Source organism: Actinomadura terrae (assembly GCF_022751215.1).
Lineage (GTDB): Bacteria > Actinomycetota > Actinomycetes > Streptosporangiales > Streptosporangiaceae > Spirillospora > Spirillospora terrae.
Genome location: NZ_JAICDG010000002.1, coordinates 1,664,493 through 1,683,554, shown reverse-complemented (window position 1 = coordinate 1,683,554; position 19,062 = coordinate 1,664,493). Strand labels below are relative to the sequence as shown.

General features: G+C 72.1%; 14 protein-coding genes. 11 read left to right on the top strand and 3 right to left on the bottom strand.

Features of this window, described 5'->3' with window-relative positions; translation table 11 throughout:
- Positions 1 to 130: 130 nt before the first annotated feature.
- Positions 131 to 562, bottom strand: a complete 432-nt coding sequence (locus K2F47_RS17720; RefSeq protein WP_242904714.1) for a hypothetical protein — start codon at positions 560 to 562, stop codon at positions 131 to 133.
- A 23-nt stretch (positions 563 to 585) separates the two neighbouring features.
- A complete protein-coding gene (locus K2F47_RS17715; RefSeq protein WP_242904712.1) occupies positions 586 to 1,953 on the bottom strand; it encodes an FAD-binding oxidoreductase in 1,368 nt (455 codons plus the stop codon).
- 172 nt (positions 1,954 to 2,125) lie between these two features.
- Between K2F47_RS17715 and K2F47_RS17710 the strand changes: the two genes are divergently transcribed.
- The 8 genes from K2F47_RS17710 (at position 2,126) to K2F47_RS17675 (ending at position 15,123) form a co-directional block, all read left to right on the top strand.
- Entirely contained in the window at positions 2,126 to 4,114 is a 1,989-nt protein-coding gene (locus K2F47_RS17710) for a serine/threonine-protein kinase (protein WP_242904705.1), read from the top strand.
- A complete protein-coding gene (locus K2F47_RS17705; protein ID WP_242904703.1) occupies positions 4,111 to 5,031 on the top strand; it encodes a hypothetical protein in 921 nt (306 codons plus the stop codon). Before K2F47_RS17710 ends, K2F47_RS17705 begins: the two co-directional genes overlap by 4 nt.
- Positions 5,032 to 5,162: 131 nt before the next feature.
- Entirely contained in the window at positions 5,163 to 5,660 is a 498-nt protein-coding gene (locus K2F47_RS17700; protein WP_242904701.1) for a hypothetical protein, read from the top strand.
- Entirely contained in the window at positions 5,660 to 7,042 is a 1,383-nt protein-coding gene (locus K2F47_RS17695; protein WP_242904699.1) for a hypothetical protein, read from the top strand. Before K2F47_RS17700 ends, K2F47_RS17695 begins: the two co-directional genes overlap by 1 nt.
- Entirely contained in the window at positions 7,039 to 8,541 is a 1,503-nt protein-coding gene (locus K2F47_RS17690; protein WP_242904692.1) for a VWA domain-containing protein, read from the top strand. The genes K2F47_RS17695 and K2F47_RS17690 overlap by 4 nt, the downstream gene beginning before the upstream one ends.
- Positions 8,542 to 8,618: 77 nt before the next feature.
- On the top strand, positions 8,619 to 9,737 hold the full coding sequence (locus K2F47_RS17685) for an ATP-binding protein (protein ID WP_242904690.1): 1,119 nt from the start codon (positions 8,619 to 8,621) through the stop codon (positions 9,735 to 9,737).
- A complete protein-coding gene (locus K2F47_RS17680) occupies positions 9,734 to 12,508 on the top strand; it encodes a DUF5682 family protein (RefSeq protein ID WP_242904688.1) in 2,775 nt (924 codons plus the stop codon). The genes K2F47_RS17685 and K2F47_RS17680 overlap by 4 nt, the downstream gene beginning before the upstream one ends.
- A 77-nt stretch (positions 12,509 to 12,585) precedes the next feature.
- A complete protein-coding gene (locus K2F47_RS17675; RefSeq protein WP_242904686.1) occupies positions 12,586 to 15,123 on the top strand; it encodes an outer membrane protein assembly factor BamB family protein in 2,538 nt (845 codons plus the stop codon).
- Here the strand turns inward: K2F47_RS17675 and K2F47_RS17670 are convergent.
- Positions 15,098 to 15,889 carry an AfsR/SARP family transcriptional regulator gene (locus tag K2F47_RS17670; RefSeq protein ID WP_242904684.1) on the bottom strand — a complete coding sequence of 264 codons (792 nt, stop codon included), beginning with the start codon at positions 15,887 to 15,889 and terminating at the stop codon, positions 15,098 to 15,100. The genes K2F47_RS17675 and K2F47_RS17670 overlap by 26 nt on opposite strands.
- A gap of 407 nt (positions 15,890 to 16,296) precedes the next feature.
- Here K2F47_RS17670 and K2F47_RS17665 point away from each other — a divergent pair, with 407 nt between their 5' ends.
- The 3 genes from K2F47_RS17665 to K2F47_RS17655 all read left to right on the top strand — a co-directional run bounded on the left by K2F47_RS17665 (position 16,297) and on the right by K2F47_RS17655 (position 19,044).
- Positions 16,297 to 16,824 (top strand): ATP-binding protein, encoded by a 528-nt coding sequence (locus tag K2F47_RS17665; RefSeq protein ID WP_242904682.1) that lies wholly within the window; start codon positions 16,297 to 16,299, stop codon positions 16,822 to 16,824.
- Positions 16,825 to 17,183: 359 nt separating this feature from the next.
- On the top strand, positions 17,184 to 18,230 hold the full coding sequence (locus K2F47_RS17660) for a hypothetical protein (RefSeq protein ID WP_242904674.1): 1,047 nt from the start codon (positions 17,184 to 17,186) through the stop codon (positions 18,228 to 18,230).
- Positions 18,231 to 18,285: 55 nt separating this feature from the next.
- Complete coding sequence (locus K2F47_RS17655; RefSeq protein ID WP_242904672.1) at positions 18,286 to 19,044, top strand: class I SAM-dependent methyltransferase; 759 nt, start codon at positions 18,286 to 18,288, stop codon at positions 19,042 to 19,044.
- The last annotated feature ends 18 nt before the right edge of the window (positions 19,045 to 19,062 follow it).

Here is a 19,062-nt window from a genome sequence, read left to right as displayed (position 1 = left end):
GGGAGGCGCCCTTGTCTACAGAGGGTGGACGGCGCGGACCGTCCCGGCCGAGCGTGGCGGGCGTGAGCCCGTTGCAGCGCCTCTCGGCCTGTCCCCGAGATTACCGAACGATCCGGCGACCTGAAATCCCTCAAGGCCGTTTTGTGTAGACGAGAGTGAGATCGAGGTGCCACTCCGCGCCGTCGGGAGACTTCTCCCAGGCGCCCCGGATCGTGGCGCCGTCGGGGGCCACCACGCCGTAGAAGCGCTGGTGGAAGCCCTGGGCTTCGCGCCACATCCGCCACTCCCCCTTGTCGAAGTCCATCCCGTAGACGCGCGACACGCCGCGCGAGTCGTAGTGGAACAACGTGTACTCGCCGGACGCGTCGTCCCGTCCGATGATCAGTGTCGCGTCGGGGGCGGGGTCGGGGGCCTCGGTGTGGAACCGCAGGAACGCGCCGTCCTCGATCCAGCTGATCGTGGCCTTCCCCCGCGCGCCCGGGATCTCCGGGACTTCGACATCCCATTCCCCCACCAGGACCTCGAGCTGTTTCAGAGCCGGATTCGGTGGTAGCCGTGTCATGTCCCGAGACTAGCCGCGGCCGGTCATCGGGGCCTGATGTTCTGGTTGAGGTGGAAGAGGTTGCCGGGGTCGTAGCGCCCCTTCACCTCCGCGAGCCGCCGGTAGTTCTCAGCGCCGAAGCCCGCCTCCACACGGCCGCGCCCCTCGTCGCCGATGTAGTTCAGATAGACGTCACCGGTCGTATAGGGCTTCATATCGGCGCGGACGCCCTGCACCCAGGCGATGGCGCGTTCGTCGTCCGCCTCGTCCTCCCAGAGGGCGATCGGGTGGACGGTCCACGCCGCGTTCCGCCACGGGAGCGGATATCGGGCATCGGGATCGGCCAGCGCGCCGCCGCCCGGAACCAGCGGGTGCAGCGACGGCGAGGGGACGATCATCTCCTCGGCGCGTGCGCTGTAGGCCGCGACCGCCGCGTCGGGGCATTCGCTCAGATGCTCCACGGACCAGTGATTCCGCAGCCCGGCGGGCTCGTCCAGCATGCTCTGCATGTCCGCGTAGGGCATTTCGAGGACGATTCCCCCGGCGTGGCCCAGGCCGAGCATGGGCGCGATCGCCGCGTCCGCGTCCGGGCCCGTCCCGGCGTAGGCGAGCAGGGTGGCGAACGCCTGTTTCCCCACCAATTCCTCCGGGACGAACTCCTGGGGCGGTGGCGTGAGGTAGAGCGCGGCGCCGCCGAGTTCGTCCGGGGCAGTTTCCATGAAGTCGCGGTAGGCCTGGGCCATCTCCGCGCCCGCCTCGGCCCGCCAGAGCAGGAGGGCGAGCGTGACGTTGGCGAGCTCGTGCAACCTGAAGGTGAACGAGGTGACCACGCCGAAGTTGCCGCCGCCGCCGTGCAGGGCCCAGAACAGATCCGGGTTCTCGTCATCGCTGGCCCTGATCTCCTCGCCCGCCGCCGTCACCAGCTCGGCTTCGAGGAGGCTGTCGCAGGCGAGGCCGTACTTGCGCTCCAGCCATCCCGAGCCGCCGCCCAGCGTGAACCCGCCTATCCCCGTGGTGGAGGCCCGGGACCCGGGCATCATCAGCCCGTACGGCTGGGTGGCACGATCCACGGCCGACATGGTCGCGCCGCCGCCGACCCGGACCGTCATCGCATCCTGATCGACCTCCACTTTGTTCAACCGGCGCAGGTCGATGACCAGGCCGCCGTCGCTGAGCGCGTTGCCCGCGACATCGTGCCCGCCGCAGCGCACGGCGATCTCCATTCCGTTTGCCTGGGCCATATGGACGGCGCGCTGGACGTCCGCTGCGCCTTGGCACTGCGCGATCAGCGCCGGACGCCGATCGATCATCGCGTTGAAAATGGCCATGGCGTCGTCGTAGCCGGGCTCGTCCGGCCGCAGGACGTCGCCCTGGAACCCGGTGGGTATCGCGGTGATGTGCGTGGAGGTCATGTCCCTCCCCTTCTCCGCCCGCGGCCCCTGCGCGGGGCGCGGGCTTTAACGGGCGTGGGAGCGAGGGCTTTTCGGACCTGCCGTGCTTTCCAGTCTGCTCCGCCCGGGCTCCCATGAGAAGCGCTAACGTAAAGCAGACCTCCCCATCACCATGTGTTTAAGGGGTCCCGTCATGAATATCGGCGGCTACACGTTGCACGAGCCCCTCCCCTGGGGGGCCGAGGGGATTTACCGCGCGACGGATCCCGATGGACATGAGGTGGCGCTGCGCCTGCTGCCACCCGAGCTGGGCGAGGCGTCGCGGCGGCGGCTGGAGCGGGAGCTGCGTGCCCTGAACCAGATCCCCAGGTACATCGTCCAGGCCAGCGCCGTCGATATGAGGGCGGAGCAGCCGTACGTCGTCACACCGCTACCGGCCGGGCGGACGCTGAGGGAGACCGTCGAGCGCTCCGGGCCCCTTCGCGAGGACGCGTTGCGGCAGCTGGGTAGGGGGCTGGCGTCAGCGCTGGCATCGGCACACGAGGCGGGGGTGCTCCATCGGAGCGTCAGCCCGCCCAACGTCCTCCTGCGGGACGACGGTGAGCCCGCGCTGATGGACTTCGGCATCGCGCACCTCATGACGCCAATCGGGTCGGGCCAGGCAGCACCACCTGTGGTGGGGAACCTCGCTTATCTCGCGCCCGAACTCCTCCGAGGCGGAGAGGCGACCCCGGCCTCGGATGTGTACGCCTTGGGTTGCGTCCTCTATTACGCGGCGGTCGGAAGCCACCCGTTCGAGGGCGGTTCGCTGGCGCGGCTTCTCAGCAACACCGTTCGCACGGCACCCGATCTGCGCCACGTGCCGACAGGGCTGGTGTCGGTGCTGGAATCGGCTCTGGCCAAGGAGCCGTCCGCCCGTCCCACGGCGGCCGCCCTGGTCGTTGCTCTCACATCGAGCGCGACGCACGCGGTGGTCTCCCACGCCGATCAGAGCTTCCGGCCTCACCAGCAGCCCGCTCAGCCGGGGCCCGTTTTCGCGGCATGGCTTGAGGGGGCGGTGTTCACCCCTCGTCCCTCCGTTGCACCAGGCCGCGAGGGAGCGGCGTTCGCCCGGCCCGCTCTCTGGAAGCTCGTCATGACGGCGCTTCTACTGGCCGTGATACCGGTCGCCTGGGCGCTCAAGACGGGCCGTGGCGCCCTTGCGATCGGGGTCGGGCTGAGCGCGTGGTTTGCGGTGGCTTCGCTCGTCGTCGTGCTCGTCGTACAGGTCCGGCGATTGCGGAGGTCGGCTGCGGAGCGGCAGGTCCGGTTGCTGGGCGGTGAGGCGTTAAGGCGGATACGTACGGCTGACTACAGCACCGCTGAGGCGGCGCTGCGGCGGATCGTGGACTCGCGGCCGGTGGACGATCCGCAGGCGGTGATCGCGCGTAACAACCTGGGCGTCGCCCTGCACGGCCTCGGAGAAATCGACGCCGCCCATGCCGCCTTGGGTGACGCCATTACGCACTCCTCGGCGGAAGTGCGAGAACGCGTCCAGGCGAACATGGCCGCCCTCCAGTACGAGCGCGGCGTCGGCGGGCCGGAGACCCTGTACATGAGCCTCATGCTCGTCCTGCGGACGCATGCTCTCGGGAAAGAGGGGGCGTCCGGGGCCCTGCGCGGAAATCTGGCCGTGGCGTCGCACGGAGCGGGACGGCTGGACGAGGCCGTCGAAGAAGCCTCCGAGGCACTCGACGCGGCCGTCGCGTCCAATGGACGCGACGACCCTCGGACGTTGGCGCTGCGGGCCAACCTGGGGGCGGTGCTCCGCGATGCCGGGGAGCTCGGAACCGCTGAGCGGATGTTGCGGGAGTCCTTCGAGCGGGCGCGTGCCGTGCTCGGTGGGGAGCATCCGCAGACGCTCGACGCGCAGTCCGGGCTCGCGGCCGTGCTCGCCGATCTCGGACGGCAGGACGAGGCCCTCGCGCGCCTGCGGGAGGTCCACGACGTCCGGACCCGCACGCTCGGGCCCGGCCACCCCGCGACCCTCAAGGCGGTCAACAACCTCGGTTTCCTGTACCTGCGGGGTGGCCGTCGGGAGGCAGCGGCAGCGCTTTTCGAGGACGTCCTCGATGCCGGGTCGTCGTCGGAGGCGATCGTCGCGCGGGCGCGTGAGGGGCTCGACAGGGCGGAGCGGGCATGAACCGCAAGGTCCGGCCGTACCTTGTCGGCCTCGTCAGCGCCGTGTCGGCGTCCGCGCTCGGTGTCGCGGTCAATATCGCCACCGACCTTCAGGGCAATGTGTTGGCGTGGGCCACGGTCGGAACGATCACCGCCCTGACCGGGACGGTCGGCGGCGTGATCGAGGGGAATCGGGAACTCGCCGGGGAGCAGGAATCCGGCGACCCGATCGCCGACATCATCCTGTCCATCGAGTGCGAGGTCAGGGCGGACGGCTCCGGGTCGATGAACGTGAAGGTCCACGATCCCGAAGCGGAACGGCTCCTGCCGCACCTGCCCGCGCTGGTCCCCTCGCTCGGGGCGTCGCGGTCGCCGAACGGCGCGCTGCCTCGGCCGTTGGCGGTCGCGTTGGTCACGCGTAGCCGGACGACCGGGATCGCGCGGCGGTTGCGGGAGGTGGGCGAGCAGAGTTCCGGGCTCGGTGGGCTCGATGTCCGGTTGTGCGTCGCCGACAGTGCCGAGCGGCGGCGGGAGGCCATTCGGGCGGCGCAGGTCGTGCTGTTGGACGATCACTGTGTCGAAGCGCTGGTCGGAGGGCTGGATCTCACCGGATTGCGGGGAGACGACGGCGGCGGGTTGTGCGCGCGGGTGATCGTCCTTGGGTGCGAGGACGGCGCGGCGTCGGCGCACACGAGGGCGCTGCGGCGGAGCCTTGATCGTCCGGTGGCCTTCCTCGGGTGCGCCGGGCCGGTGCCGGCCGGTCATGCCGCCGTCCTTTATCCGCACGTCCTTTCGCAGTTGGACGGGCTGGCGGGCGGGCCGGCCGGGGAGACCGAGTTGCAGGCCGCGCTGGAGGGCGCGATCGGTCTCGCCAAGCGGCAGGAGTCGCAGCTCGACTGGGACCGCTGGAGCACGACCGTCCTCCATCCGGCGGGCTGAGCAGGCAGGATTCGAACTGTCGGACCCCACTGAGAGTGTTCTGGCGGCTGAGGGATTCGAGCCCGTACGGGGTTCGGGTTTCGGTAGCTTTCCGGTTCATGATCGTCCGTTTGGCTGGGGGTCGAGAGTCGATGAACGCGGATACCGCCGCGTGGGAACAGCACAGCGCGGCGCGGGTGGTGCCACCCGTCGAACCGCGCAAGCTCGCGAAAGTACCGTTCGTCGAGCTGGCGGACGGACGGCTCCAGGGGGTGGTGTCCAGCGGCTCGGACATCGCCCGCGTGTACGTCTCGTCCATCACGGCGAGCACGCACGGGTTCAGTTGCAGCACCAACAACAACCGGCCGTGCGGCGGGCTGAACGGGTACTACACCTGCAAGCACCTCCAGGCGCTGGCCGACGAGGCGGTGCGCCAGTACGGGCTCGACCGGGTGGCGCGGTACCTGCGCGTCGAGGTCGGCGAGGGCGAGAACCTCATCGACTCCATGGAGGGCAGGCGGGAGCCCGCCCCGGCCGCCATGGTGTTCAGCCGGTTCCTGCGGCACCTGGCCTATCTGGAGCTGCCGGAGACCGTGGAGCCGCTGCCCGAGATGCACTGGTTCCCGTCCTCGTCGGCGGGGGTGCGCTGATGCTCGGGGTGCAGCTGGCCGACCTGGCCGGGACACCGGCGGGGGTGGCGGACGCGCTCGGCCTCGCCGACGGGCTCGACGACGCGCTCGTGCACGGGCTCGGGCGGCTCGGCGAGCAGCGCGCGGCGGCGCTCGCCGCGCTGGCCGGGGCGCTGGAGGGCTCGCCGCTCGGCCGTCCGGTGGGCGAGGCGACGGGGAAGCTGGCGGCGGGCTCGGTCGCCGACGAGCAGCTCGCGGCGCTCGCCGGGGCGCGGGCCGCGCTGTTCGGCGCGGTGCACGACGCGCTCCTCGCCCAGCTCGACACGGCGCTCGGACGCGAACGCGCCGCGTGGGAGGAGCCCGCCGACGGGAAGGGCGAGAGTGTCCCGGAGAACCTGCTCAGCGGGTGCCGGTCCTGGCTGAACGAGCTGGCGATCGCGGGCTGGCGCGGCGTCGACCACGATCTGGTCTCGGCGTCCGACCAGACGCTGGAGGCGGTGCTCGCCGAACCCCGGCTGCGGCACCTCGGCGTGCTGCTGGACGGCCTGGCCGCCGAGCTGCGGGCCTCGTGCCCGGTGGCGACGATGGAGCGGCTTCCCGTCCGGCGGTGGGCGGATCTGTGGGCGCGCGGCGTGCTGCTGTCGCAGCCCGGCCCGCCCGGCGGCGGCGACCCCGAGATCGTGTCGGGACGGCTGCTCCCCCTGGGCGTGGACGTGCACGAGCACGGCACGGCCGTCCAGATCGAGGTGCACGGCGTCCTGGAGTCGCCGGACGGCACGCGCCTGGTCCGGACGGGCGTCGCCGCGCCGAAGGTCGACACGATCGTCGGCCCGGCCGTCTGGCAGATGCTCGGCGGGCATCCGGTGCTGATGACGGCGCTCGCGGAGCGGCGGAGCGTCACCGTCCAGGACCTTCCGCTGCGTGCCGGTCATCTCCGGTGGGACGACGCCAGGGCCGCGCTCGCCGAGCCCGCCGACCCGTTCGCGACCGCGCGGCTGATGCTCGCCGGGTCGGTCGCCCCCGCCGTCCCGCCGCTGGAGCGGCACCCGGTCCGGATCTCCGAGCCCGTGCTGGTGGAAGGCCACACCGTGAACGGCACCACCTGGTCGTTGGACGGCCACGAGATCGAGGTGGACGTCGATCGGCTCCCCTCCTGCGGGCCGCTCACGCCCGCGCTGGTGGCGGCGTCCTCGTCCTGTATCGGGCTCATGCGCTGGGACGGCGGCCGCTGGCGGCTGCAACCCCTCGCCGTCCAGGCGACGGTGAAGAAGAAGCCCGTCGAGGCGCACACCGGCGACTGGGCGCTCGGCCCGACCGATCCGAAGGTCGTGAAGGCGGTGGCGAAGTCCGGCGACGTCGTGACCGTGCTGCGCGAGCGGGCGGGACGGTTGCTGCGCAAATGAACATCGACGTCGAAGCAGGGCAGAGCGCGGACGACACGCGGCGGCAGGTGCTGTACTGGCGGCTGCTGGCGCGCGTGTTCGACCCCGAGGAGCAGCCGTCCCTGGAGACCGCGAGCGTCGCGATCGTCGACGACCTCGGCCTGCCCACGGCCCTCCTCGACCCGGGGGTGTCGGTCGACAACATCGTCCAGCGCTTCCCCGAGCTGGCCACCGAACTGGCCGACCTGATGACACCGCCCGCGACCCCCGATGCCGCCGACCCGGCAGACGAAGCGCCTGCCCCAGGCACTCCGGGCGACTCGGCCGCCGCAGGCGAAACCGGCGCGGCAGGCCAGGCCGACGTGCCAGGAGGAGCGAGCGAGGCGACCGCACCGGACGCGGCGGGCCTGCCCGGTGCGGCGGGTGAAGTCGGCGAGGTCATTCCGGCGGCCGTTGAGGGTGGGTCTCTGGAGAAGGGCGGGGAGCGGGTGCGGCGGGCGGCGCTGGTCTCCAAGTTGCTGCTCAACGTGTTCTGCACCGGGAGCGGCAACGTCAGCGCGCAGCAGCTCGCCGGGTGGCAGCAGGACGCGGGGTGGTTGAAGCAGGCGCTCGGTGAGGAGGGAGCGGCGGCGAACGGGGGCGTGCTGAGCGAGGTCGAGGGCGATCTCGTCAAGCGGATGCGGCTGCGGGAGGTGCTGGCCGATCCGAAGCTGGCGAGCAGGCTGACGCCGAGCATGTCGCTCATCGAGCAGCTGCTGCGCGACAAGTCGAACCTGTCGGGGGTGGCGCTGGCCAACGCGAAGGCGCTGATCCGCAGGTTCGTGGACGAGGTCGCCGAGGTGCTGCGGACGCAGGTGCAGCAGACCAGCGCGGGGACGCTCGACCGGTCCGTCCCGCCGAAGCGGGTGTTCCGCAACCTCGACCTCGAGCGGACGATCTGGAAGAACCTCACGAACTGGAGCCCCGAGGACGAGCGGCTCTACGTCGACCGGCTGTTCTACCGGCACACCGCGAAGCGGACGACGCCCGCGAAGATGATCGTGGTGGTCGACCAGTCGGGGTCGATGGTCGACTCGATGGTGAACTGCACGATCCTCGCGTCCATCTTCGCGGGGCTGCCGAAGGTCGACGTGCACCTGATCGCCTACGACACGCGGGCGATCGACCTGACGCCGTGGGTGCACGACCCGTTCGAGGTGCTGCTGCGCACGAACCTCGGCGGCGGCAACGACGGGCCGGTGGCGATGGAGATGGCGCGGCCGAAGATCTCCGATCCGGCCAACACCGTCATGGTGTGGATCTCCGACTTCTACGAGTTCGACCGGTCGCAGCCCCTGCTGGACGGCATCCAGGCCGTGCACCGGTCGGGGGTGAAGTTCATCCCGGTCGGGTCGGTGAACAGCTCCGGCACCCAGATCGTGAACCCGTGGTTCCGGGAGCGGTTCAGGAACCTCGGGACGCCCGTCATCTCCGGGCACATCCGCAAGCTCGTGGGCGAGCTCAAGAACTTCCTCGCCTGAACGCGCCCCGGCGCACACGACACCGGGACGCCCGGCGCGTCCCGCGGACGACGTCCATCTGATCTTTAGGAGACTTCATGACCGACGACATGCTGCGCGCCCCGGCCGAGGTGAAGTACGCCGAGGAGCTGGACTGGCTGGAGTCGATCGACGACTCGCCCAAGCCGTTCTCGTGGCGGCTGAGCCCGCGGATGGTGCGGCTGTTCGTGCTCGGGTCCGAGCGCGCCGACGGCCTGGACCGGGAGGTCGCGCAGAAGTGGTTCGGCGACCGCAGCTTCGTCGAGCGGGCGATCGTGACGCTGGCCTCCGACCGGGGGCTGCTGCTGATCGGCGACCCGGGGACGGGCAAGAGCTGGCTCGCCGAGCTGCTGTCGGCGGCGATCTCGCGGAACTCGACGCTGGTCGTGCAGGGGACGGCGGGCACCACCGAGGACCACATCAAGTACTCGTGGAACGTGTCCATGGTGATCGCCAAGGGGCAGTCCCGGCAGTCGATGATCCCCTCGCCGATCATGACGGCGATGGAGGCGGGTGTGATCGGCCGGTTCGAGGAGCTGACCCGCTCGACCAGCGACGTCCAGGACGCGCTGATCTCCATCCTGTCGGAGAAGTACGTGTCGATCCCCGAACTGGACGATGACAACATCGTGTTCGCCAAGCCCGGTTTCTCGATCATCGCGACGGCCAACAGCCGGGACCGGGGCGTCAACGACCTGTCGTCGGCGTTGAAGCGGCGGTTCAACTTCGTCCGGATCCCGGTGGTGACGAACAAGCGCAGCGAGGCGGAGATCGTCCGGTTCCGCACGCAGGAGCTGATGCGCCGCCACCAGATCGAGCTGGAGCTGCCGCCGACGCTGCTGGACGTCCTGTTGCAGAGCTTCGCCGACCTGCGCGCCGCGGCGGCGTCGGCGACCAGCGACGACGAGAAGCTGGAGTCGGCGCTGTCGACCGCCGAGCAGATCGGCGTGCTGGAGGACGCGATCCTGCACAGCCGGTTCTTCGGGGACGCGACGCTGCGGGCCGAGACGCTCGGCAGTTCGCTGGTCGGGTCGCTGGCCCGGCGCAGCCCGGAGGACCTCGCGATCCTGAACAAGTTCTGGCACGGCGTCGTCGAGCCGCGCAGCAGGAAGGACAAGGGCGGCCCCTGGGAGGGCTTCCTCGAGGGCGGCCGCCAGGCGATCTCGACGCTGTCGTGAGCACCTTCGAGGCGCTGCGGGAGCAGCTGGACGAGGCCGCGCGCGCGTTCGGCGGGCAGGACGCGGTGGCCGGAATCCTGTCGGGCATGGTCGACGACGTCGGCCGGGCGCTCGGCGAGGAGCCGGAGATCTTCCCGGTGTGCCACCACTCGCCCGCGTCGGCGCTGGCGATGGCGCGGCGGCTGCGCGAGAAGCGGCCGTCGGTGATCTACCTGGAGATGTGCGAGGACCTCGCGCCGCTGCTGGAGGAGCTGCGCAACTGCCGGCTGCCGGTGGCGTTGCAGGCGTTCGCGAGCGAGCTGGACGGGTTCCCGGCGGCGTGGGCGCCGCTGAGCGTGATCGCGCCGATCACCGAGGCGTCGGCGGAGTACCAGGCGATCGCGTACGCGCTGGACACGCCGGGCGTCGAGATCGTGCTGGTCGACCGGTCGACCGACCACGTGTTCCAGTGGGAGCCCCGCGAGGAGCCGCCCGCGGAGAAGGAGGAGCCGGAGGAGGGCGAGCCGGGCGAGGACGACGCGGCGCTGCACGGCGACGCGGTCGGCATCGAGATCGGCGACCTGCGGCCGGGCTTCGCCGAGCTGGAGGAGCACCTGCTGCACCACGGGAAGGTGCGGCACTGGTCGGAGTGGTGGGACCAGTACGTCGAGCAGCCGCTGGCGGGCGCCGACTACGCCACCTACCGGCAGGTCATGGTGCTGATCGGGAGCCTGTTCCGGCGGCTGCGTCCCGAGCGGGCGGGCCGCGACGGCCGCGACGAGGACCGCGAGCGCTACATGTGGACGCGGATGCGCGAGCACCTCGCGGCGACCGGCGCCGACCCGGCCGACTGCCTGTACGTGTGCGGCGCGTTCCACGCGGCGAGCCGGGTGGAGCAGTTCGGGCTGTCCGCGGACGCCGAGCCCCAAGAGATCACGCCGCGGACGGCGACGCGCTGGAGCTACGGGCTCATCCCGTCCAGCCACTCGGCGATCGAGGCGCAGTTCGGGCTCGCGCCGGGGTCGGTGTCGATCGCGGCGGCGACGTTCGCGAAGGCGCTGAAGCGCGGCGGCGTGACGCCGTTCCGGCTGGAGGGCCAGAAGGGCGCGGCCAAGCGGAAGGCGGCGAAGCCGTCCAAGATCGCCGTGACCGAGCCCGCCGCCGACCGGCTGTCGGGGTATCTGGCGAGCCCGCCCGTCCTGGACGGCCTGGACGAGTCGGAGCTGCTCGGCTGGTGCGTCGACATCGTCCGGCTGGCGCGGCGCAACGGGTACCTGTCGAGCACGGCGGACGCGATCGCGGTGTTCGAGACGTCGATCCTGCTGGCGGGAATGCGCGGGCGGGCGCGGCCGACGCCCTACGACTTCCAGGACGCGGCGGTCACCTGCATCGAGAAGGACTCCGTGCCCGGCCGCCGGGACGTGCGGCGGCTGTGCGAGATCCTGCTCGGCGGCGACCGGGTCGGCTCGGTCGGCTACGAGTCGCTGCCGCCGCTGGCGCGCGACGTCCTGGACCGGCTGGAGCCGCTCGGCCTCGACCTGACCAAGCGCACGATCCAGCGGGCGCTGCTGAACATGGACGCCGACCCGGCGCTGGCGTCGTGCTCGCGGCTGCTGTGGATTCTGCGGCGGCTGCTGCCCGACGACGCGGTCCGTCCGATCATGGGGTCGCGGAAGCTGGGCGAGCGGTCGATCCAGGAGAGCTGGGACCTCGCGATCGGCCGCAACCAGCGGTCGATCGTCGAGCTGGGCTACGAGGGCGTCACCGTCGAGCAGGTCCTGGAGCAGCGGCTGCGGCGCGCGGTGTGGGATCCGAAGGCGACCGCCGCGATCGCGCTGGAGGCGGTCGAGGACGCCACGCTCTACCTGGGCGGACGCCGGTTCGCCGACGAGCTCGGGGCGCGCGCGGTGGAGCTGCTCGCGGCCGAGCGGACGGTCGACGACGCGCCGGAGGTGCTGCGCCGCGTCCGGCGGCTGCTCGCGTACTACCGCGCGAGCGAGCCGGAGCTTCCGGCGTGGTGCGAGGCGTTCGTGACCGAGGGCTACGCGCACTACTGCACGCTGCTGCCGACCGCGTTCACCGACGAGGACACCGGTGTCCGGCAGGTCGGGGCGATGCTCGGTTTCCTGTTCGGGATGGAGAGCCTGGCGCTGTCGCTCGGCTGCGACCACGCGCAGCTGGAGCTGGCCGTCCGGCAGTCGCATCCGGAGGCGCCCGCGAAGGTCGCGCTGCTGTGGGCGGCGCGGTCGCAGCTCGGCATGACCTCGCTCGCGGAGCTGCGGGAGCGGTGCGACGAGTTGCTCGCCAACCCGCTGGTGATCCCGTCGTTCCCGCTGTACATGAGCGGGTTCGTGCAGGCGCTCGTGCCGTTCCCGACGCTGGCGCCTCTGGTCGTCGAGGTGATGTCGAAGGCGTTCGCGCGGCTGCCGGACGCGGTGCTGCTGCCGTGGCTGCCCAGGCTGATCACGGCGCTGCGCGAGCACGCGCGCGAGCTGGTGCCGGTGCTGGTCCGCGAGGCGGGCCGCACGTTCCCGGCGACGCTCTCGGGGGTGGACGCGTGGCGGCCGCCGTGGGACGTGCCCGCCCAGGTGGAGGCCGCGGGCGTCGCGGCGCCCGCCGGGGGGCCGGTGTCGGAGCTGCTCGCCGCGCGTCCGGACACCTGCGACGCCGTCGCCGCGCTGCTCGGCTACCCGGGCGGCTGGGCGGAGACCGCGTCTCCGGGCGGTGAGGCGGGGGCGCTGCTCGTCCGGCATCCCGAAACCTCGGCGGCGGTCGCGGCGCTGCTCGGGTAACGGTCGTCCCAACCTGGTTCCCATCCCGTTCCAACGGGTTCGTGCCAGAATCCCGGGAGATCGGGAGGGAACCGGGGATGAGCCGAGGGCGGTTGCGGGGACGGGTGGGCGCGATCGGCGCGGTCGCCGCGGCCCTGCTGCTGCTCACGGTGATCGTCGTGGTGAGGTCGCGGGGGGACGGCCCGGCCACGGCGGCACTTCCAAGGGGGGAGGCGCATCCCCGGTCCCTCGCGTTCGGACGGAACCCCCTGTGGGACGAGCGGACGCTCGCGATGACGGACGTCGACGGGGTCGAACTGCGCGGGGGCGCGGCCGTCGTCACCGGGCGGTCGGCCGCGGCGGGACGGCTGGTCGTCGCCGACGCCAGGACCGGAACGATCCCCTGGGCGGTGGACGGCGGCAGCCCGCTCCTCGGCGGCGACGGCGCCGTCGCCTACGACGGGCCGCCGGACGCCGAGGGCGTCCAGGGCCTGACGGGCGCGCCCGTCCTCGCGGACGCGAACGCGGCGCCCGGGGGCTGGTCGGTGGTCGTCCAGTACGCGAAGGGGCCCGACGGCGAGGAACGCGGGGTGGCCGCGCTGTCGGGGAAGGACGGGCACGTCCTGTGGAAGCAGGCTCTGTTCCGTGACGCCGACGACTATGACCGCAAGCAGGAGACCAGGCTGCTCGCCGCCGACGGACGCGTGGTCCTGGCCAGCGTGCGGTCGTCCGGGCAGTTCCGCCTGCGGACGGTCGCGTTCGACGCGGCGGGCGGCCGCAGGCTGTGGGAGCACAAGGACGGCTGGGCCTTCCGAATCGACGGCGGCACGGTGCTCGGCGAGAGCGCCGGGGGCGAGCCGTGGAAACCGAGGGAGGTGCGGGACGGCACCGCCGTCTTCGGGCTCGACCTGATGACGGGGCGCAAGCGCTGGGACCTCGCGGGGGCCTCCAAGGGCGCGCACGTTCAGGCGGCGGCCGGTGGCACCGCCGTGGTCAGCGTTCAGGAGCAGATCGCGGGCGGGCCGTCCACGCGGGTCCGGACGATGGCGCTCGACTCGGCGACCGGACGCGTCCGGGCCGCGTCGCTGGCACCGGAGTCGACGACGGAGGAGGAGCCCGCCGGCTGCGTGGACGACCGCCGGACGCTGATCGCCTGCGCCGGGTACACGGGACGGCTGGTGACGATCCGGCCGGGAGGCGGCCGTCCGTTCACCGCGAAGAAGACGCTGTTCAAGGACGCCTCGTCGGTCGAGGCGGACGCGGTGTGGCGCGACCGCGTCCTCGCGAGCCGCGCGCTCGACGGGGACGGCCGCGCGGGCGTGGTCGCCGACCGCGCCGGGAACGGCCTCGACGCGACGCCGCCCGGACGGACCGCCGCGATCTCCGACCGCTTCGCCGCGTTCCTCGTCAAGCGCCGCCTGGACGACGGGCTCGTGATGTACGGCGCGTCCGAGACCGGCAGGCCGGACGAGCCCGCCCAGGCGACGCCCTCGCAGAAGCCGTTGCGGGTCGAGGCGAGCCCGCTCTGGACGACGAAGCCGGGCACATTTCGCGGCATCTCGAACGCGGTGCTGGACGGCGACACCGTCCTGATCTCCGGCACCGATCCGGACGACTCCGACGACCGCCGCCATGTCGCCGCCGACGCGCGAACCGGCAAGGTCCGCTGGAGCAAGCGCACCGGCGACTCCCTCGGCGGCGGCGACCGCATCGCCTCGCTCGGCCTCCCCGACCTCGCGCACGTGGGCGGCGAGACGTTGAGCCTGGTCAATCACGAGGGTTCGGATTCGCAGGGAATCGCGGCGCTTTCTCTCAAAGACGGCCATGTCCGGTGGAAGAAGGCCGTCTCCGGCGACGGCGTGAACCTGTACGCGGTCGGCGACGCGACGTTCGTCGTCCGGGTGACGGACTACGGCGCAGATCTCGGGGACGGCGGCGAGCGCGAGCAGACGATCGCGTTCGCCACGTCCACGCGGCGCGAGCTGTGGCGCCGGGCCGGGGTCGTCCCGGAGCTCGACCTCGCGGGCGACCTCGTGATCGCGGCGCGCCTCGGGAAGGCGGAGAAGTACGGGGTGGAGCCGCACACCGACCTCATCGCCTACGCCGCGTCCGACGGGAAGCAGAAATGGCGCACCGGCGGCCGCTACCGCGACCCGAGGCTCCAGTACGCGGACGAACGGGCGCTCGTCGTCGCGGTGGGCGACGGCGCCGCCATCCTCGACCGGGCCACCGGACGCGAGCTGGCGCGGACGGGCGCGCGGCTGAGCGGCTGCGGCGGCACCGGCGCGCTCGTCGTGTGCCGTACCGGGCAGGGCGACTACACCGGCGTCGGCGAGCACGCCGTCACGATCGAGACCGGCGACGGCACCGCCCGGATCAACGACCTGCCCCGGACCGCCGGGCTGACCGCGTTCCGCGCGCTCGGGCCGTGGCTCGCCGCGACCCGTCCGGCGCCGCCCGGCGGGACCGCGCGGTTCCCACTCCTGGACGCGGCCGGACGCACGATCGCCGAGGACCTGCCGGGCGCCCCGGTCGCGCTCGGCGGCGGCCTCGCCGTCCTGACCACGCCCGGCCGGGACGCGCGAACAGGTCAGGACGGCGCGGCGGCGCTCAGCGTGTACCGGGTGCGGGGCTGAGGGTGGGGTCGTGACCGAGTGCGTGATCATGACTGAGCGCAAGGTCGTGGCTCAGGATCGCGTGCTCCAGCGCCCGCAGCGCCGGGCTGACGTCCAGGCCCAGCTCGGCGGCGAACAGCGCGCGCGTCTCCCGGTACACCTCCAGTGCCTCGGCGGCCCGGCCGAGACGGTAGAGGGCGAGCATCAGCTGCGCGCGGGGGCGCTCGCGGAACGGGTCGTCGACCACGACGCAGCGCAGCTCCCCGACGAGGTCGGCGTGGCGGCCGAGCGCGAGGTCGGCGTCGACCCGCGCCTCGGTCGCGGCGAGCCGGAGCTCGGTGAGCCGCATCGCCTCCCTGCGGACAACGATGAGATGGTCCTGCCCGTCGAAGGGGACGCCCCGCCACAGCGCCGCCGCCTCGCGCAGCAGCGCGGCGCCGCGTTCGTGGTCGCCGTCCGCGACGGCCCGGCGTCCCGTCCCGGCGAGGTCGGTGAAGCGCGCGGCGTCGAGTTCCCCGTCCCGGACGAGGAAGACATAACCCCCTGACCGGAAGGTAAGACGATCCTCACCCAACGCGCGGCGCAGATGGCTGGCGTAGCCGCGCAGCGTCGTGCGCGCCGATCTTGGCGCCGCGTCCCCCCACAGCCCGCCGACCAGCCGTTCGGCGGAGACCGCCGTGTTCGGCGCGCACAGCAGGAGCGCGAGCAGGTCCCGCAGCTTCGGCGACAGCTCGACCGCCCCGTCCTCGTCCCGCGCCTCCAGCGTCCCCAGCACGCTGAACCTCACCGGCCGCTCCCCTCGTCCCCGACCGGCCCCGCGCCGGTCCGATCCCAGGTCTACGGGGCCCGGGAGTTGTCCGAAACCCCAGCTCAGCGACTCCGGACATCCCCGACGACCGGCGCGGCGACCGGCACCGCGACCGGCACGGGGGCCGCCACGTCCGGGCGACACGGCTGATGGGCGCCACGTCGCGGATCAACGACGTGGCGTGACCCGCCGCAGCGTGCCGCAAGGCCCTTGCGCGCGTGCAAGCGTCGGTGACCGGACGGGGGACGGTGCGTCAGGGTGGCTGTCGTGCGGGGCGGGCGCCGTCGCCCGGCCCGCGAACGCAAGCGCCGATGCCCGACACCCAGCAGGCCATTGGACACATGTTCGCCTACAGCCCGACACGGAGACGTGAAGCCGTCGCTGCCATGAACGCACCAGACGCGTGGTCGGGGACGCCGGTCCTGGCACCGGCCCCCGCGCCCGCTCCCTCGCTGGAGCTCGCATCATCGTCCGCCTGGAACAACGGAAAGTCGTTCGGGCGCCTCCTCGGCGAGGTCGACCTCGCCGCGACACCGGCCGCCGTCCGGCTCGGCCGCTCCTACATCCGCGAGCTGGTCGGCCAGTACTTCGGCGCGGACCGCTCCGACCTCGCCGACCTGGAGCTGCTGACCAGCGAGGCCCTCACCAACGCGGTGCTGTACTCGCGGCCGCGCCGGGACGGGACCGTCATGCTGTCGGCGCTGCACATCGACCGGTTCGTCCGGATCGAGGTCACCGACGGCGGCGGGCAGCCCGGCCCGCAGCGCACCCCCGAGGAGCCGTTGCAGAACCACGGGCGGGGGCTGGTTCTGATCCGCGCGCTCTCGGTCGACCACGGGACGCACCGCAACCGCAACGGGACCTCCACGTTCTGGTTCGGCATGGCCGTCCGGGAAGGGTGGCGGTTGCCATGACCCCCCGCGCCGCCGGGACGGGTGACCTCGTCACCGGCGGCGGGACCGGCGCCTCCAGGTCTCCTGGGCCGGGCGGCGCCGAGGTGGATCCCGTGGTGGTCGCGCATGGGCGGGCCGAACCCGCCGTGGACGAGGGGACGTGCGCGGCACCCGGGACCCTCCACCTTCACGGTGACCATCTGCCCTCCCCGCCTCCGACCCGGCCCCCAAGGAAGGCGCCGCCGCTCCATCGGACACCGAAACAGACAGCGGCCCCCGGACCGGGACACCCGCCGGAGGCATCCTCCGCCGAGCCGTTCGGCTTGCCTGGCGCTTCGCTACGATCGGAGTTCCACCAAGTCCAGGCTGTAGGGCGAGTGATGGCACCGGACGGCGCGCCGAAGTCCCTCTCGGAAATCACCAAGGACATGGGTCTCAACATGTCCGACGTCGCGGCCTTCTCCGGGCTGGACGAGAGCACGATATTCCGGCTGTGGGACAACACCGAATGGCTCGACCGGGTCAGCGGCCGGTCGCTGCAAAGCCTCATGTCGTCGGTGCCGGGAATCGCGGAGTACTCGATGGCGCACGCCATCCGGAAACGCCGCGACGTGCTCGTCGCCGAGCTGAGCGCCGAGGGCCTCACGGTCGACCTCGACACGTTCGAGTCGTCCACGGTCGCCCAGCAGCACCTGCTGAACGCCCTTGAGGCCGCGCTCCACATCGTGCGCGGCGAGGCGACCCAGAAGGTCTCGTCCTTCATCGCCCGCTTCTGGGGCCGCGAGCAGGACCGCGCCCTGGAGTCGCTCTACTCCGTCGAACCGGGCCACGGGCTCCTCACCGACCCGCAGCCGCTGTTCGAGTCGTCGGTCGAACTGGCGCCGAGGCTGAACCGCAAGACCTACTCCTTCCACTCGATCCTGGCGCTGAACATCCTCACGCACCAGGTCAGCAAAGTGACCGGGACCATGGACGCCGAACTCGGCTTCGAGGTCCCCGGTCGGCAGGCCGCGTTCATGATGCGCGGCGTCGTGATGGGCGCGCTGATCAGCACCGGCGACTTCGACCTCGCCGAGCGGTACCGGTTGCAGCTCGAGGCGATGCCCGTCTACGCGGCGCTGGAGGAATGGTCGTTCCCGACCTACTCGCGGGACGGGCGGCTCAGCTCCGACTTCACGCTGCCGAGTTCCCTTCCGCTGCGCAACACGGCGCGGGAGGTCCTGCGGGAGATCACGACCTACAACGACGCCTACGTGTACTACCTGGCGTCGACCTATATCCCGCTGGCGCTCAAACGCGACCCCACGTTCGGCGGAAAGCTGACCGAGCTGATCCTCGCGCTGGAACTGCGTTGCGCCGACTGCCGGGACAGACGAATCCGCCGCACGGTCAACGAACTGGTGCGGCGGCTCAAGGGCATGGCCTGACCCCATGCCGCGGGAAGGGGATTTGGTGGACCACCGGGCGCGAGCCATCGAGGACATGACGCGACGGCGATGGCAGGACAACTCCGCCTACTGGGTGAAGATCATCCGGGAGGGCCGGGACCGGTACCGCACCGAACTGACCGACCGGGCCGTCACGGAGGCGGTCGGCGAGTGCGCGGGCCAGCGGGTCCTGGACGCCGGGTGCGGCGAGGGCTACCTCGCGCGGGCGCTGGCCGCCCGGGGGGCGCGCGTCGTCGGCCTCGACGCCTGCCAGGGCCTGATCGACGCCGCGTGGGGGCTGGTCGACGCGGCCGGGAGCCTGCCGTCCGCCGCGCCCGGCGGGTCGCTGTCGTTCGTCTGCGCGAGTGTCAACGACATGCCGCTGGCCGACGGCCTGTTCGACGTCGTCGTCTGCAACCACCTGTTCAGCCACCTGCACGACCCGACGCCCGCGATCCACGAGTTCGGCCGGGTGCTGCGGCCCGGCGGGCGGCTGGTCATCCTCACCCTGCACCCCTGCTTCTACGTCAAGGACTCCGAGCTCGGCTCGCTGACCTCCGTCCCGGCGTCCGAATACTTCGTCACCCGGGGCGTCGACCAGCACTTCGTGGTGGACGGGCTCGTCTCCCCTTCGATGATCACATCCTGGCTCCGGCCGCTGGAGTACTACTCTGGAACGCTCCGCGACGCCGGTTTCGTCATCACCGACCTGCGCGAACCCCGTCCAACGGAAGAGCAGCTCGACCACGACCCCTGGTGGCGGAAGGGCTTCCCGACCGCCATGTTCATCCTCCTCACCGCCGAGCGCCGCTGATCGGACGCCGCGCGGGCG